Source organism: Leifsonia sp. EB34 (assembly GCF_041260585.1).
GTDB lineage: Bacteria > Actinomycetota > Actinomycetes > Actinomycetales > Microbacteriaceae > Leifsonia.
Genome location: NZ_JBGCCV010000002.1, coordinates 1079805 through 1094838, shown reverse-complemented (window position 1 = coordinate 1094838; position 15034 = coordinate 1079805). Strand labels below are relative to the sequence as shown.

Genomic DNA, 15034 nt, shown 5'->3' with positions numbered 1-15034 from the left:
CAGATGTCACCGGTGGAAATCACCCCGGAGTTCAATCCCCTGCGGTTGCCCTCCGACCGTCGCCTTAACCGCATCGCGGGGCCGAGCAGCCTCATCATCTTCGGTGTGACGGGCGACCTGTCGCGCAAGAAGCTGATGCCGGCCGTCTACGACCTCGCGAACCGCGGCCTGCTGCCGCCCGGCTTCTCCCTCGTCGGGTTCGCCCGGCGCGACTGGGAGGACCAGGACTTCGAGAAGGTCGTCTACGACGCGGTCAAGCAGTACGCGCGCACCCCGTTCGACGAGGATGTCTGGAAGCAGCTCGCCCAGGGCATCCGCTTCGTCTCCGGCGAGTTCGACGACGCCGAGGCGTTCCAGCGGCTCAAGGAGACCGTCGAGAAGCTGGACGTCGAGCGCGGCACGATGGGCAACCACGCGTTCTACCTGTCCATCCCGCCGAAAGCCTTCCCGCTCGTGACCGAGCAGCTCAAGAAGTCGGGGCTGGCCGACCAGTCCGGCACCGGCTGGCGCCGCGTCGTCATCGAGAAGCCGTTCGGCCATGACCTGAAGTCGGCGCGCGAGCTCAACCAGGTGGTCGAGTCGGTGTTCCCGCCGGACTCGGTGTTCCGCATCGACCACTACCTCGGCAAGGAGACGGTCCAGAACATCCTGGCCCTGCGCTTCGCGAACGAGCTGTACGAGCCGATCTGGAACGCCAACTACGTCGACCACGTGCAGATCACGATGGCCGAGGACATCGGCGTCGGCGGCCGGGCCGGCTACTACGACGGGATCGGCGCCGCCCGCGACGTCATCCAGAACCACCTGCTGCAGCTCCTCGCCCTCACGGCGATGGAGGAGCCCATCTCGTTCGACGCCGCGGACCTGCGCGCCGAGAAGGAGAAGGTGCTCGCGGCCGTCCGGCCGCCGGAGGACCTCGCCACGTCGACCGCCCGCGGCCAGTACGGCAGCGGCTGGCAGGGCGGCGAGAAGGTCGTCGGCTTCCTGGAGGAGGACGGGATGAACCCCGAGTCCACCACGGAGACCTACGCGGCGATCAAGCTGGAGATCGGCACCCGCCGCTGGGCCGGTGTCCCGTTCTACCTGCGCGCCGGCAAGCGCCTGGGCCGCCGGGTCACCGAGATCGCGGTCGTGTTCAAGCGCGCGCCGCAGCAGCTCTTCGCGGAGTCGCAGACCAGCGCGCTCGGCCAGAACGCGCTCGTCATCCGCGTGCAGCCCGACGAGGGCGTCACCATCCGCTTCGGCTCGAAGGTCCCCGGCGCCGGCATGCAGGTGCGCGACGTCAGCATGGACTTCGGTTACGGCCACGCCTTCACCGAGGCGAGCCCGGAGGCCTACGAGCGGCTCATCCTCGACGTCCTGCTCGGCGACCCGCCGCTGTTCCCGCGGCACGAGGAGGTCGAGCTGTCCTGGAAGATCCTCGACCCGATCGAGGAGTTCTGGGCCACGCAGGGCCAGCCCGAGCAGTACCGCCCCGGAACCTGGGGCCCGACTTCCGCCGACGAGCTCCTCGCCCGCGACGGCCGCGTCTGGAGGCGTCCATGATCGTCGATCTGCCCGACACCACGACGAGCAACATCTCGAAAGCGCTCGTCAAGATCCGCGAGGAGGGCGGCGCTGTCGCCCTCGGCCGGGTGCTGACCCTCATCATCGCCACCCACCTGGGCCAGGAGGAGGAGGCCATCGAGGCCGCCAACGATGCCTCCCGCGAGCACCCGATGCGCGTCATCGTCGTCTCCACCGAGGAGGAGCGCAGTCACACGGGTTCGGGTCGTCTCGACGCCCAGATCCGCGTCGGCGGCGACGCCGGCGCGAGCGAGGTCATCGTGCTCCGCGCCTACGGCGAGACGGCGAGCGACGAGGAGGGGCTGGTCACCGGCCTCCTGCTCCCCGACGCTCCCGTCGTGGTCTGGTGGCCCGGGATCGCGCCCGCGAAGGCGTCGGCCTCCCCGCTCGGCCGGATCGCCACGATCCGCATCACCGACGCGTCGGCCCAGCCGAACCCGCAGGAGGCGCTCTTCCACCTGGCCGACACGTACGCCCCGGGCGACACCGACTTCGCCTGGACGCGGCTCACCCTGTGGCGTGCCCAGCTCGCCGCGGTGCTCGACCAGCCGCCGTACGAGCCGATCACCGCGGTGGAGGTCGCCGGCGCGGCCGACTCTCCCTCCACCCTCCTGCTCGCCGCGTGGCTGCGCCTGCAGCTGCAGGTGCCGGTACAGTACGACCTCGCGTCGCGCGCCATCGGCTCCGGCGGCATCCACGGGGTGAGGATGGAGCGCGCGTCGGGCACGATCGAGCTCGAGCGCGAGGTCCCGAACGTGGCGCGGCTCTCCCAGCCGGGACAGCCGACGCACGACCTGTCGCTGCCGCGCCGCAGCCTCCGGGACTGCCTCGCCGAGGAACTGCGTAGGCTGGACCCCGACGACCTGTACGGCGAGGTCATCACCAAGGGTCTCGGGCTGCTCGAGACCTCCGACGAAGGAGTGGGCGCGACAGCATGACGAACGAACGACGGGTGCTCGTCCACCCCGACAAGGAAGCGGTCGCCGCATCGGTGGCGGCGCGCTTCCTCACCAAGACGATCGACATCCTCGACGACCTGGGCGCGGCGAACGTCGCGCTGACGGGCGGCACAATGGGCATCGCGGTGCTGGAGGCCATCAACGGCTCCCCCGCGCGCGACACCATCGACTGGTCGAAGGTGCACTTCTGGTGGGGTGACGAGCGGTTCGTCGAGAAGTCGAACGAGGAGCGCAACGAGCGCCAGGCGCGCGAGGCGCTCCTCGACCACCTCCCGGTTCCGCCGGAGAACATCCACCCGTTCCCGGCGTCGGACGAGATCCCCGACATCGACGAGGCCGCGCGGGTCTACGCCGCCGAGCTGGAGGCGTTCGCTCCGGAGAGTCAGGCCTACCCGAAGTTCGACATCACCTTCCTCGGCGTCGGCCCGGACGGCCACATCGCGTCGCTGTTCCCCGACCGCGCCGGCATCCGCGAGACGGAGGCCACGGTGATCGCGGAGCGCGAGTCGCCGAAGCCGCCGCCGCTGCGGCTCAGCCTCACCCGCCCGGTGCTGAACGCGTCCGACCGGATCTGGCTGGTGCTCTCCGGCAGCGACAAGGCCAGCGCGCTCGGCCTCGCCCTGGCGGGCGCGAGCTACACCGAGGTGCCGGTCGCCGGCGCCAAGGGCCGCAAGCGCACCGTGTTCTTCGTGGACAAGGACGCGGCGGTCGACGTGCCCGAGAACCTCATCGCCCCCAGCTACTGAGCCCCGACATACGAAGAAGCCCCGCCGGTCGATGACCGGCGGGGCTTCTTCTGTGCGTGCTAGTTGCTGGTGGGCTTGCCGCGGCGGGCGCGGAGCTGGTTGAGGGCGTCCTCGAGCAGCTGCTCCGCCTCCTCCTCCGAGCGGCGCTCCTTCACATAGGCGAGGTGCGTCTTGTACGGCTCGGTCTTGGCGACCGACGGCGGGTTCTCCTTGTCGCGCCCGGCCGGGAGGCCGGTGGACGGAGAGTCGATGACCTCGGGGATCTCCTCGTCGGGCAGGTTCGCCGCGAAATAGCGAACGGTCTCGTTGCCGAGGGCGTCCCAGTACGAGACGGCCACGCGCTCGGCGTGGAAACCCCTGTCCTGCTCCCCCATGGGGCCTGCGCCGACGCGCGAGCCACGGATTGCGCTTCCTCCGGATGCCATGCTTCTCCTCTGGTGAAGGCGCGCCGGTCAGGCGCTGAATTTGGTGATGAGCCCGAGGACGACGATGCACGTGATCCAGATGAGCCCGAGAATGACGGTGATCCTGTTGAGGTTGCGTTCCGCGACGCCCGACGCGCCGAGGTTGGAGGTGACGCCGCCGCCGAACATGTCGGAGAGGCCGCCGCCGCGTCCCTTGTGCAACAGGATGAGGAGGGTCAGCAGGAGGCTGGTGATCCCCAGCAGGACCTGGAGGATGACCGTGAGAATCTGCACGCTTGACCTTTCGATGCGACCGGGCGCGCGCCCGGCAAAACCAACGACCAGTATAACCGCCGGAGGGCGCGGCAGCTCACCGAAGATACGGGGAGCCGCCGCGCGCCGTCAGAGTCCGACGTGCTTCTGGTAGCGGATGATGGCCGAGAACTCGGCCACGTCGAGGCTCGCGCCGCCGACCAGCGCGCCGTCGACGTTCGGCTCGCGCATGAAGCCGGCGATGTTGCCCGACTTCACCGAGCCGCCGTAGAGGATGCGCGTCTTGGCCGCGACCTCTTCGCCGAGCCGCTCGACGATGACCGCGCGGAGCGCCGCGGCGACCTGCTCGGCCTGCTCCGGCGTCGCCGCCTGGCCGGACCCGATGGCCCAGACCGGCTCGTACGCGACGACGAAGTCGGCGGCCGAGTCGACGGACGACAGGGCGGCGCGGAGCTGGGCGACCGGCACGGCGCTGGCGCCGTGGGTCTCCAGGTCCTCCGCCGTCTCGCCGACGCAGATGATCGGCGCGATGTTGTTCTTGATCGCCTGGGCGACCTTCGCCGCGACCTGCTCGTCGGTCTCGTTGTGCAGCGTGCGCCGCTCCGAGTGGCCGATGATCACGTAGCGCGACTCCAGGGCCGCGAGGAACGACGCGGCGATCTCGCCCGTGTAGGCGCCCGAGTCGTGCTCGGAGACGTCCTGGCCGCCGAACGCGATCGGCAGCTTGTCGGCCGAGACCAGGGTCTGCACGCTGCGCAGGTCGGTGAACGGCGGGAAGACGGCGACCTCGACGGCCGAGTAGTCGTGCCCGGCGTCCTTCAGCGTCCACGCCAGCTTCTGGACGACCGCGATCGCCTGCAGGTGGTCGAGGTTCATCTTCCAGTTGCCCGCGATCAGCGGGACCCGCCGCACGGACTCGTTCACTGCTGCCATCCCAGGACCTCCAGACCCGGCAGGTGCTTGCCCTCGAGGAACTCGAGGCTCGCGCCACCGCCGGTAGAAATGTGACCGAACTGATCGTCGGAGAAGCCGAGCGCGCGCACCGCGGCCGCGGAGTCGCCGCCGCCGACGACGCCGAGGCCGTCGACCTCGGTGAGCGCCTGCGCGATCGCCTTGGTGCCCGCCGCGAACGGCGCCAGCTCGAAGACGCCCATCGGGCCGTTCCAGAACACCGTGCGGGCGCCGCGGATGTACTCCGAGAACAGCTCGCCGGTCTCCGGGCCGATGTCGAGGCCGAGCCCGGAGGCGCCCCACTCGGTGTCCTCGATGCCGTCGATCGGGCGCACCACATGCTCCGCGTCTGCGGCGAACTTCGAGGCAACGACCACGTCGCGCGGCAGCACGATCTGGACGCCGAGCTCCTCGGCCTTCGCCAGGTAGCCCTTCACCGTGTCGAGCTGGTCGGCCTCCAGCAGGCTCGAGCCCACCTTGTGGCCGAGCGCGGCGAGGAAGGTGAACAGCATGCCGCCGCCGATGAGCAGCGAGTCGACGCGCGGGAGCAGGTGGCCGATCACGCCGAGCTTGTCCGACACCTTGGAGCCGCCGAGGACGACCGCGTACGGGCGCTCGGGGTTCTCGGTGAGCCGGTCGAGCACGTCGAGCTCCGTGGCGATGAGCGTGCCGGCGGCGCTCGGGAGCGCCTTGGCGAGCTCGTACACGCTGGCCTGCTTGCGGTGGACCACGCCGAAGCCGTCCGACACGAACGCGTCGCCGAACGCGGCGAGCTTCGCGGCGAACGCCTGACGCTCCGCCTCGTCCTTGGCGGTCTCCCCCGGGTTGAACCGGAGGTTCTCCAGCAGGGCGACGTCCCCGTCCTTCAGGGCGGCGACCGCGGACTCGGCGCCCGCGCCGACGGTGTCCTGCGCGAAGGTCACAGGCTTGCCCAGCAGCTCCGAGAGCCGCTGGGCGACCGGCGCCAGGCTGTACTTGGCATCGGGCGCGCCGTCGGGGCGGCCCAGATGGGAGATCACGACCACCTTGGCGCCCTGATTGATCAGGGCGTCGAGGGTGGGAATCGACGCTCGCACGCGACCGTCGTCCGTGATCTTCCCGTCCTGGAGGGGGACGTTCAGATCACAGCGGACGACGACGCGTTTTCCCGCGAGCGAACCGAGTGAGTCGAGGGTACGGAGCGTCACGTCGGTTCCCGGCCCTTAGAGACGCTCGGCGACGTACTCGGTCAGGTCGACCAGACGGTTGGAGTAGCCCCACTCGTTGTCGTACCAGCTCGAGAGCTTGACCTGGTCGCCGATGACGCGCAGCAGACCCGAGTCGAAGATCGACGAGTGCGGGTCGGACACGATGTCGGAGGAGACGATCTCGTCCTCGGTGTACTTGAGGATGCCCTTGAGCGGACCCTCGGCGGCCTTCTTGTAGGCGGCCTTCACCTCGTCGACGGTGACCGGACGCGAGGCGGTGACGGTCAGGTCGGTGATCGAGCCGGTGGGGACCGGGACGCGCAGCGCGAAGCCGTCGAGCTTGCCCTTCAGCTCCGGGAGGACCAGTCCGATCGCCTTGGCGGCACCGGTGGAGGTCGGCACGATGTTGATCGCGGCGGCGCGGGCGCGGCGGAGGTCGCTGTGCGGGCCGTCCTGCAGGTTCTGGTCGGCGGTGTAGGCGTGGACCGTGGTCATCAGACCGCGCTCGATGCCGAACTCGTCGTTGAAGACCTTGGCCAGCGGCGCGAGGCAGTTGGTGGTGCACGACGCGTTGGAGATGATGTTGTGCTTCTCCGGGTCGTACAGGTGCTCGTTCACGCCGATGACGAACGTGGCGTCCTCGTCGGTGGCCGGAGCGGAGATGATGACCTTCTTGGCGCCCGCCTCGAGGTGCTTCTTGGCGTCGGCGGCCTTGGTGAAGCGTCCGGTGGACTCGATGACGATGTCCACGCCCAGGTCGCCCCAGGGAAGGTTGGCCGGGTCGCGCTCCTCGAGGACCTTGATCGGCTTGCCGTTCACCACGATGCTGTCGCCCTCGAGCTCCACCGTGGCGTCCAGGCGGCCCGTGATCGAGTCGTACTTGAGCAGGTGCGCGAGCGTCTTGTTGTCGGTGAGGTCGTTCACCGCGACGATCTCGAGGTCGCTGCCCTTGGCGAGGGCCGCACGCAGGTAGTTGCGACCAATGCGACCGAACCCGTTGATTCCGATCTTTACGGACACAGATGTCTCCCGTTGCTTGATGGGGCGCCGGACGGCGCCATGTGGGTGTTGTGGCGGACGGCGGCGTCCCGGGAGGGCTCCCTCCCGGGACGCCCACCCGCTATGACAGTAGCAGCAGACCCGCGGTCTTCTCGCGGGCCTTCACGAAGCGGTCGTCGACGTCCGCCCAGTTGGTGATGTTCCAGAACGCCTTGACGTAATCCGCCTTGACATTCACGTAGTCGAGGTAGAAGGCGTGCTCCCACATGTCGAGCATGAGCAGCGGGATGGTGGCCGCGGCGAGGTTGCCCTGGTGGTCGTAGAGCTGCTCGATGATGAGCTTCTGGCCCAGCGAGTCCCACGCGAGGATCGACCAGCCGGAGCCCTGGATGCCGAGCGCCGAGGCCGTGAAGTGGGCGCGGAACTTGTCGAACGAGCCGAAGAACTCGTCGATCGCCGCGGCGAGCTCACCGGTCGGCTTGTCGCCGCCCTCCGGGGACAGGTTGTTCCAGAAGACCGTGTGGTTGACGTGCCCGGCGAGGTTGAACGCCAGGTCCTTCTGCAGCTTGTTGACGTACGTCAGGTCGTCGGCGTCGCGCGCCTCGGCCAGCTTGGCGATGGCGGTGTTGGCGCCGTCGACGTAGGTCTTGTGGTGCTTGTCGTGGTGCAGCTCCATGATCCGGCCGCTGATGTTGGGCTCCAGGGCCGCGTAGTCGTACGGAAGGTCAGGCAGCGTGTAGTCAGCCATTACTCATCTCCACAGTTGTTCTTCTTCGATTCCCGATTCGGGGGACTTGTTCAGTCTACTGAGGGCAACCCGGCCGGCTTCAGGTCTCTTCCCGGCCGCACGCCCATCCGGAAACTACACCTCATCCAGGTCGGCGGGGAGGTTGGCGTCGGTGCCGGGGATGTCCAGCTCGGACGCCTTCTTGTCGGCCATCGCCAGCAGGCGGCGGATGCGGCCGGCGACGGCGTCCTTGGTCATGGGCGGGTCGGCGTGGTGGCCGAGCTCGTCGAGGCTGGCGTCACGGTGCGCCAGACGCAGTGCGCCGGCGTAGCGCAGGTGCTCGGGAACATCGGGGCCGAGGATCTCCAGGGCGCGCTCGACGCGGGAGCAGGCGGCGACCGCGGCCTGGGCCGAGCGGCGCAGGTTGGCGTCGTCGAAGTTCACCAGGCGGTTCGCGGTCGCACGCACCTCGCGGCGCTGGCGGAGCTCCTCCCAGTTGGCGACGGTCTCCACCGCGCCCATCTGCACGAGCATGGCGCTGATCGCCTCGCCGTCGCGGATGACGACGCGGTGCACGCCGCGCACCTCGCGGGCCTTGGCCGACACGCCGAGGCGGCCGGCGGCGCCGACGAGGGCCATCGCGGCCTCGTTGCCGGGGCAGGTGACCTCGAGCGCAGCGGAACGACCAGGGTCGGTCAGCGATCCGTTGGCGAGGAACGCGCCGCGCCAGACGGCCGAGAGCTCCTCGCGGGAGCCCGTGGTCAGCCGGTTCGGGAGGCCCCGGATCGGACGGCGGCGGGCGTCCAGCAGACCGGTCTGGCGCGCGAGGGTCTCACCGCCCTCCAGGACGCGGACCAGGTACTGGCTGGCGCGCCGGACGCCGGAGGCCGAGATCACCGACACGTCGCTCCGGACGCCGTACAGCTCGGCCAGGTCTTTGCGCACGCGGCGGGCGAGCTCTGGCGTGTCCAGCTCGCTCTCCACCGCGATCCGGCCGCCGATCAGGTGCAGACCGCCCGAGAACCGCAGGATGGTCGCGAGCTCCGCGGCCCGGACGGTGGTCTTGCTGACTTCGACCTTCGTGAGCTCGTCTTTGACGTCGGCAGTGAGAGCCAATCGGATTCCTAACTGTGAAAGACGGCGCGGGTCACGCCGTGAAGTGGGCGGCCGGCATCATTCACGGCCCAGGTCGCGGTGCTTGGTGTTGACCGCGACGCCGGGGAAGCCCCTCAACCGGGTCGCGAGCTCTTCGGCTATCGCGACGGACCGGTGCTTCCCTCCCGTGCAGCCTATCGCGATCATCGCGTGCCGCTTGTTCTCCCGCTGATAGCCGGCGAAGATCGGGCGCATCGCGGCGGTGTAGCCGTCGATGAACTCCCCGGCGCCGTCCTGCTCCAGCACGTAGTCGCGCACGATCTGGTCGAGCCCGGTGTGCGGGCGCAGCTCCGGGTTCCAGAACGGGTTGGGCAGGAACCGCGCGTCGGCGACGAGGTCGGCGTCCGGCGGGAGGCCGTACTTGAAGCCGAAGCTCATGACGGTCACCTGCACGCCGGCGGTGTCCTCCGCCGCGAAGGTGTCCGTGATGTTGGTGGCGAGCTGGTGGATGTTGAGGTCCGTCGTGTCGACGATGATGTCGCTCGCCTCGCGGATCTCGCGCAGCCGGGCGCGCTCCGCGTCGATGCCGTCGAGGATGGTGCCGTTGCCCTGCAGCGGGTGCGGCCGGCGCACCTGCTCGAAGCGGCGGACCAGCACGGCGTCGGAGGCCTCCAGGAACAGCACGCGCACCTTCGTGCCCTCGCGCAGGCTCTGGATCATCGTCTGCAGGTCTTCGAAGAAGTTGCGACCGCGCACGTCCACCACGGCGGCGATGCGCGGCAGCCCGGACTCGGCCCGGTTCGCCAGCTCGATCAGCGGCCGCAGCATCTGCGGCGGCAGGTTGTCGACCACGTACCAGTCGAGGTCTTCGAGGGCGTTGGCGACGGTCGACCGGCCCGCCCCGGACATCCCGGTCACGATCAGCACTTCCTGCTGCTCGGCGTTCGTGTCGATGTCGCTCGCCACGTGCTCTCCTTCTCTGACCGCGTGCGACCAGCCTACCGACAGACCCGGCGCGCCGAGACGGTTTCCGGGCTCATGCGCGTCTGCGCGGGCCGCTCAGCCGGCCGCGAGGCGCTCGTGGACGGCGGCCGCGATGGTCGGTCCGACCCCACGCACCTCAGCGATCTGCTCGGGCGTCGCCTGCCGGAGCTGCGCCACCGAGCCGAAATGCTTGAGCAGTTCCTTCACGCGCGCCGGTCCGAGGCCCGGGATCTCCCCCAGCACCGTCGAGATGTCGCGCTTGCGCCGCGCCCGCTGGTAGGTGATCGCGAAGCGGTGCGCCTCGTCGCGGATGCGCTGCACCAGGAACAGCGCGTCACTGTTGCGGGGCAGGATGACCGGGAAGTCGGAGTCGGGCAGCCAGATCTCCTCCAGGCGCTTGGCGATGCCGGCGAGCTGGATGCCCGTGACGCCGGACTCCTCCAGCGCGCGCTGCGCAGCGGCGACCTGCGGCTGGCCGCCGTCGACGATGAGCAGGTTGGGCGGGTAGGAGAACTTGCGGCGGCGGCGCTCGGCGGCCTCCGCGAGCTCGGCGTCGACGTCGATGCGGGGGTCGTCGCCGTCGTCCCCGGAGCCGGGCTGCTCGCCCTGCGGCTGCTCGGCGCCCTCCGGCTGGTCCTCGCCGTCCCTCAGGTAGGCCAGCCGGCGCGAGATGACCTGGTAGATCGACTCGGTGTCGTCGGTGGACTCCGGGATGCTGAACCGGCGGTACTGGTCTTTGCGGGGCAGGCCGTCCTCGAAGACGACCATCGACGCGACGATGTTGGTGCCGCTCAGGTGCGACACGTCGTAGCACTCCATGCGCAGCGGCGCGTCGGCCATGCCGAGGGCGTCCTGGATGTCGTTCAGCGCTTTCGACCGCGCGACGAAGTCGGAGCTGCGCCGGGTCTTGTAGAGAATGAGCGCGTTCTTCGCGTTCATCTCCGCCGTCTGCGCGAGCGCGGCCTTCTCGCCGCGCTGGGCGACCCGCAACTCCACCCGGCCGGTCGACTTCGGGCCGCGACGCACCGGGGCGGCTTCGTCGGCCTCCACACGCCGGGCCATCAGCCACTGCTCCAGCTCGGTGGCGTCCTCCGGCAGCTCGGGCACGATGATCTCGCGCGGCGGCGCGTCGGCGCCCTCGTAGGCGTTCTGCAGCACCGTCTCGACCAGTTCGCCGAGCGAGATGTCGAGCTCCTTGTCGACCACCCACGAGCGCACACCGCGGATGCGGCCGCCGCGCACGATGAACTGCTGCACCGCGGCGGCGAGCTCGTCGTGCGCGATGCCGAACGCGTCGAGGTCGACGTTCTCCTGCAGGACGACGGCGCTCTTGCCCATCGCCGCTTCGAGCGCGCCGATGGCGTCGCGGTGCCGCGCGGCGGCCTCGTAGTCGAGGGTGCTCGCCGCCTGCTTCATCTTCTCGGTGAGGTCGCGGATGTACTTCGTGTCGTTGCCGGCCATGAACGAGACGAAGTCCTCGGCGAGCTCGCGGTGGTCCTCCGGGCTGATCCGGCCGACGCAGGGCGCGGCGCACTTGCCGATGTCGCCGAGCAGGCAGGGCCGCCCGGTCAGCTCGGCCCGGCGGTAGACGCCGTCCGAGCAGCTCCGGACCGGGAAGGCCTTGAGCATCAGGTCGACCGTGTCGCGGATCGCCCAGACCTTCGTGTAGGGGCCGAAGTAGCGGGCGTCCTTGAGGTTGCGGTTGCGGGTGACCATGACCCGCGGGATGCGCTCCCCCAGCGTCACCGCGAGGTACGGGTACGACTTGTCGTCCCGGAACTGCACGTTGAACGGCGGGTTGAACTCCTTGATCCAGGTGTACTCGAGCTGCAGCGCCTCGAACTCGCTCGCGACGACCGTCCACTCGACGCTCGCCGCCGTCGTGACCATGCGGCGGGTGCGCTCGTGGAGGCTCCGGAGCGGCTGGAAGTAGTTGCTCAGCCGCGCGCGGAGGTTCTTCGCCTTGCCGACGTAGAGCACCCGCCGGTTCTTGTCGCGGAACCGGTAGACGCCCGGCTGCGTCGGGATCTCGCCGGCCTTGGGGCGGTAGCCGACCGTGTCCGTACTCACAGCGCGATCCTACGCGGCGCCGCGGACGCGCTCGGAGCCGAGGGCGCCCTCCCCCTGGAGGATCTCCTTGAGGAAGTAGCCCGTGTGGCTGCCCGGCGTCTCCGCCACCTGCTCCGGCGTGCCGGTCGCGATGACCGCGCCGCCGCCCGCGCCGCCTTCGGGACCCATGTCGATGATCCAGTCGGCCGACTTGATGACGTCGAGGTTGTGCTCGATGACGATGACCGTGTTGCCCTTGTCGAGCAGCCCGTTCAGCACCAGCAGGAGCTTGCGGACGTCCTCGAAGTGCAAACCCGTGGTCGGCTCGTCCAGCACGTACACGCTGCGGCCGTTCGACCGGCGCTGCAGCTCCGTCGCCAGCTTGACGCGCTGCGCCTCGCCGCCGGACAGGGTCGTCGCGCTCTGGCCGAGCCGGACGTAGCCGAGGCCGACGTCCACGAGGGTCTGCAGGTAGCGGTGGATCGCCGAGATCGGCCGGAAGAACTCCGCTGCCTCGCTGATCGGCATGTCGAGCACCTCGGCGATGTTCTTGCCCTTGTAGTGCACGGTCAGGGTGTCGCGGTTGTACCGCGCTCCCCCGCACACCTCGCACGCCACGTAGACGTCGGGCAGGAAGTTCATCTCGATCTTGATCGTGCCGTCGCCCGAGCAGGTCTCGCAGCGACCGCCCTTGACGTTGAAGCTGAACCGGCCCGGCAGGTAGCCGCGGACCTTGGCCTCCGGCGTCTCGGCGAACAGGGTGCGGATGCGATCGAAGACGCCGGTGTAGGTCGCCGGGTTGGAGCGCGGTGTGCGTCCGATCGGCGCCTGGTCGACGTGCACGACCTTGTCGAGGTTCTCGAGGCCGGTGACCGTGCGGTGCTTGCCCGGCAGCTTGCGGGCGCCGTTGAGCTTGTTGGCGAGCACCCGGTACAGGATGTCGTTGACCAGCGACGACTTGCCCGAACCCGAGACGCCCGTGACCGCGACGAAAGCGCCGAGCGGGAAGTCGACCGACACCTTCTTGAGGTTGTTGGCCTCCGCGTCGACCACCCGGATCACGCGCTTCTTGTCGATCTTCCGCCGCTTCTCCGGGATGACGATCTCGCGACGCCCGGCCAGGTAGTCGCCGGTGAGCGACTCGGTGTTGGCGAGCAGCTCGTCGTACGACCCGGAGTGCACCACGTGACCTCCGTTGACGCCGGCGCCCGGGCCGATGTCCACGATCCAGTCGGCCGTGCGGATGGTGTCCTCGTCGTGCTCGACCACGATCAGGGTGTTGCCGAGGTCGCGCAGCGCGACGAGCGTGTCGATCAGGCGGCGGTTGTCGCGCTGGTGGAGGCCGATGCTCGGCTCGTCCAGCACGTAGAGCACGCCGGTGAGTCCCGACCCGATCTGGGTCGCGAGCCGGATGCGCTGGGCCTCGCCGCCCGACAGCGTCGCCGCCGCGCGGGCCAGGTCGAGGTAGCTGAGGCCCACCTGGATGAGGAAGTCGAGGCGGATCTTGATCTCGCGCAGCACCTGCGCGCCGATCTTCTGCTCGCGCTCGGTGAGGTGCAGCTTCTCCATGAACGCGCGGGCGTCCGACAGGCTGAGCAGGGACGCGTCGGCGATCGATGCGCCGTGGACCAGCACCGAGAGCACCTCGGGCTTCAGACGCTTGCCCTTGCAGACCGGGCACGGCACCTCGCGGAGATACTCGGCCCAGCGGGCGCGCTGGGTGTCGGTCTCGGCCTGGGCGTACTGGCGCTCGATGTAGGGCACGACGCCCTCGAAGCCGGACGTGTAGGACATCTCGCGGCCGTAGCGGTTCTTCCACCGCACCTTGACCTCGAAGTTGTCGCCGCGGAGGACGGCCTCCCTGACGTTCTCCGGCAGTTTCTTCCACGGCGTCTTCAGCGAGAAGCCGAGGTCGCGCGCGAGGCCGTCGAGCAGCTTCTCGTAGTAGTTGAAGAGGCCCTTGCCCTGCGTGGTCCACGGGACGATGACGCCCTCGGCGATGCTGAGCTCGTCGTCGCCGAGCAGGAGGTCTTCGTCCACCGACATGCGGGTGCCGAGGCCGGAGCACTCCGGGCAGGCGCCGAACGGCGCGTTGAACGAGAAGGTGCGCGGCTCGATCTCGGTCAGCTGGATGGGGTGGCCGTTGGGGCAGGACAGCTTCTCGCTGAACGTCTGCCACGCCGCGGCGCCCTCGCGGTCCACGAAGTTGACCTGGACCAGGCCGTCGGTGAGCCGCAGCGCGGTCTCCAGCGAGTCGGTGAGCCGGCCGAGGATGTCGGGACCGGCGACGAGGCGGTCGACCACGACCGAGATGTCGTGCTTGTACTGCTTCTTGAGCGTCGGCGGCTCGCTGAGCTGGATCTGCTCGCCGTCCACGATCGCGCGCGAGTAGCCGCTCGCCGCGAGCTCCTTGAAGAGGTCGACGAACTCGCCCTTCTTCTGGGAGATGACCGGGCTGACCACCATGTAGCGCGTGCCGGGCTCCAGCTCCATGAGCTGGTCGGCGATCTGCTGCACCGTCTGGCGCTGGATCTTCTCGCCGCAGACCGGGCAGTGCGGGACGCCGACGCGCGCCCAGAGCAGGCGCATGTAGTCGTAGATCTCGGTGATCGTGCCGACCGTCGACCGCGGGTTGCGGTTGGTGGACTTCTGGTCGATCGACACCGCGGGGCTCAGCCCCTCGATGAAGTCGACGTCGGGCCGGTCGACCTGGCCGAGGAACTGCCGCGCGTAGGCGGACAGCGACTCGACGTACCGGCGCTGCCCCTCCGCGAAGATCGTGTCGAACGCGAGCGACGACTTGCCCGAGCCGGACAGGCCGGTGAAGACCACCAGCGAGTCGCGCGGGATCTCGAGGTCGACATTGTGGAGGTTGTGCACCCGGGCCCCCCGGACGCTGAGGTGCGACCCCACGACCGCGCTCGGATTGACCGTGCTCGGATTGCCTGCCGAACTCCTGCTGCCCGAACTCCTGCTATTGAGAGTGCTCACTCGTTCCATTCTCCGCTATTCGCCGTGGCCCCACCCGCGTGTTCGCCCACCGCGCACGGCGCGATGCCCCCTGTCGGCGAGTTCGAAGCTTTGTTCGATTCTA

Annotated in this window: 13 protein-coding genes; 3 read left to right on the top strand and 10 right to left on the bottom strand. The window is 69.4% G+C overall.

Annotated elements, in window-relative coordinates; translation table 11 throughout:
* Nucleotides 1–3 precede the first annotated feature (3 nt).
* Genes zwf through pgl form a run of 3 tightly spaced genes read left to right on the top strand, consistent with a single transcriptional unit; the run spans nt 4 to nt 3271 of the window.
* Nucleotides 4–1545, top strand: a complete 1542-nt coding sequence (gene zwf, locus ABIA36_RS14705) for a glucose-6-phosphate dehydrogenase (RefSeq protein WP_369963251.1) — start codon at nt 4–6, stop codon at nt 1543–1545.
* A complete protein-coding gene (locus ABIA36_RS14700; protein WP_369963250.1) occupies nt 1542–2504 on the top strand; it encodes a glucose-6-phosphate dehydrogenase assembly protein OpcA in 963 nt (320 codons plus the stop codon). Before zwf ends, ABIA36_RS14700 begins: the two co-directional genes overlap by 4 nt.
* Nucleotides 2501–3271 (top strand): 6-phosphogluconolactonase, encoded by a 771-nt coding sequence (gene pgl / locus ABIA36_RS14695; protein ID WP_369963248.1) that lies wholly within the window; start codon nt 2501–2503, stop codon nt 3269–3271. Before ABIA36_RS14700 ends, pgl begins: the two co-directional genes overlap by 4 nt.
* A 59-nt stretch (nt 3272–3330) precedes the next feature.
* Here pgl and ABIA36_RS14690 read toward each other — a convergent pair whose 3' ends face one another.
* The 10 genes from ABIA36_RS14690 to uvrA all read right to left on the bottom strand — a co-directional run bounded on the left by ABIA36_RS14690 (nt 3331) and on the right by uvrA (nt 14853).
* The gene (locus ABIA36_RS14690; protein WP_314146955.1) at nt 3331–3696 is read right to left on the bottom strand and encodes an RNA polymerase-binding protein RbpA; all 366 of its coding nucleotides are present in this window, start codon (nt 3694–3696) and stop codon (nt 3331–3333) included.
* A gap of 27 nt (nt 3697–3723) precedes the next feature.
* A complete protein-coding gene (gene secG, locus ABIA36_RS14685; RefSeq protein ID WP_179605831.1) occupies nt 3724–3969 on the bottom strand; it encodes a preprotein translocase subunit SecG in 246 nt (81 codons plus the stop codon).
* Between the two features lie 108 nt (nt 3970–4077).
* Nucleotides 4078–4881: a triose-phosphate isomerase gene (tpiA, locus tag ABIA36_RS14680; RefSeq protein WP_369963246.1), complete on the bottom strand. Its 804-nt coding sequence runs from the start codon at nt 4879–4881 to the stop codon at nt 4078–4080.
* Nucleotides 4869–6086: a phosphoglycerate kinase gene (pgk, locus tag ABIA36_RS14675; RefSeq protein WP_369963244.1), complete on the bottom strand. Its 1218-nt coding sequence runs from the start codon at nt 6084–6086 to the stop codon at nt 4869–4871. Before pgk ends, tpiA begins: the two co-directional genes overlap by 13 nt.
* Nucleotides 6087–6101: 15 nt before the next feature.
* The gene (gene gap, locus ABIA36_RS14670; protein WP_345834923.1) at nt 6102–7106 is read right to left on the bottom strand and encodes a type I glyceraldehyde-3-phosphate dehydrogenase; all 1005 of its coding nucleotides are present in this window, start codon (nt 7104–7106) and stop codon (nt 6102–6104) included.
* 100 nt (nt 7107–7206) lie between these two features.
* Nucleotides 7207–7833 (bottom strand): superoxide dismutase, encoded by a 627-nt coding sequence (locus tag ABIA36_RS14665; RefSeq protein WP_185277306.1) that lies wholly within the window; start codon nt 7831–7833, stop codon nt 7207–7209.
* 114 nt (nt 7834–7947) lie between these two features.
* The gene (whiA, locus tag ABIA36_RS14660) at nt 7948–8928 is read right to left on the bottom strand and encodes a DNA-binding protein WhiA (RefSeq protein WP_369963242.1); all 981 of its coding nucleotides are present in this window, start codon (nt 8926–8928) and stop codon (nt 7948–7950) included.
* A 57-nt stretch (nt 8929–8985) separates the two neighbouring features.
* Nucleotides 8986–9873, bottom strand: a complete 888-nt coding sequence (gene rapZ, locus ABIA36_RS14655; protein ID WP_369963240.1) for an RNase adapter RapZ — start codon at nt 9871–9873, stop codon at nt 8986–8988.
* Between the two features lie 93 nt (nt 9874–9966).
* Complete coding sequence (gene uvrC / locus ABIA36_RS14650; RefSeq protein WP_369963239.1) at nt 9967–11961, bottom strand: excinuclease ABC subunit UvrC; 1995 nt, start codon at nt 11959–11961, stop codon at nt 9967–9969.
* A gap of 9 nt (nt 11962–11970) precedes the next feature.
* Nucleotides 11971–14853, bottom strand: a complete 2883-nt coding sequence (gene uvrA / locus ABIA36_RS14645; RefSeq protein ID WP_369963765.1) for an excinuclease ABC subunit UvrA — start codon at nt 14851–14853, stop codon at nt 11971–11973.
* Nucleotides 14854–15034: the final 181 nt, after the last annotated feature.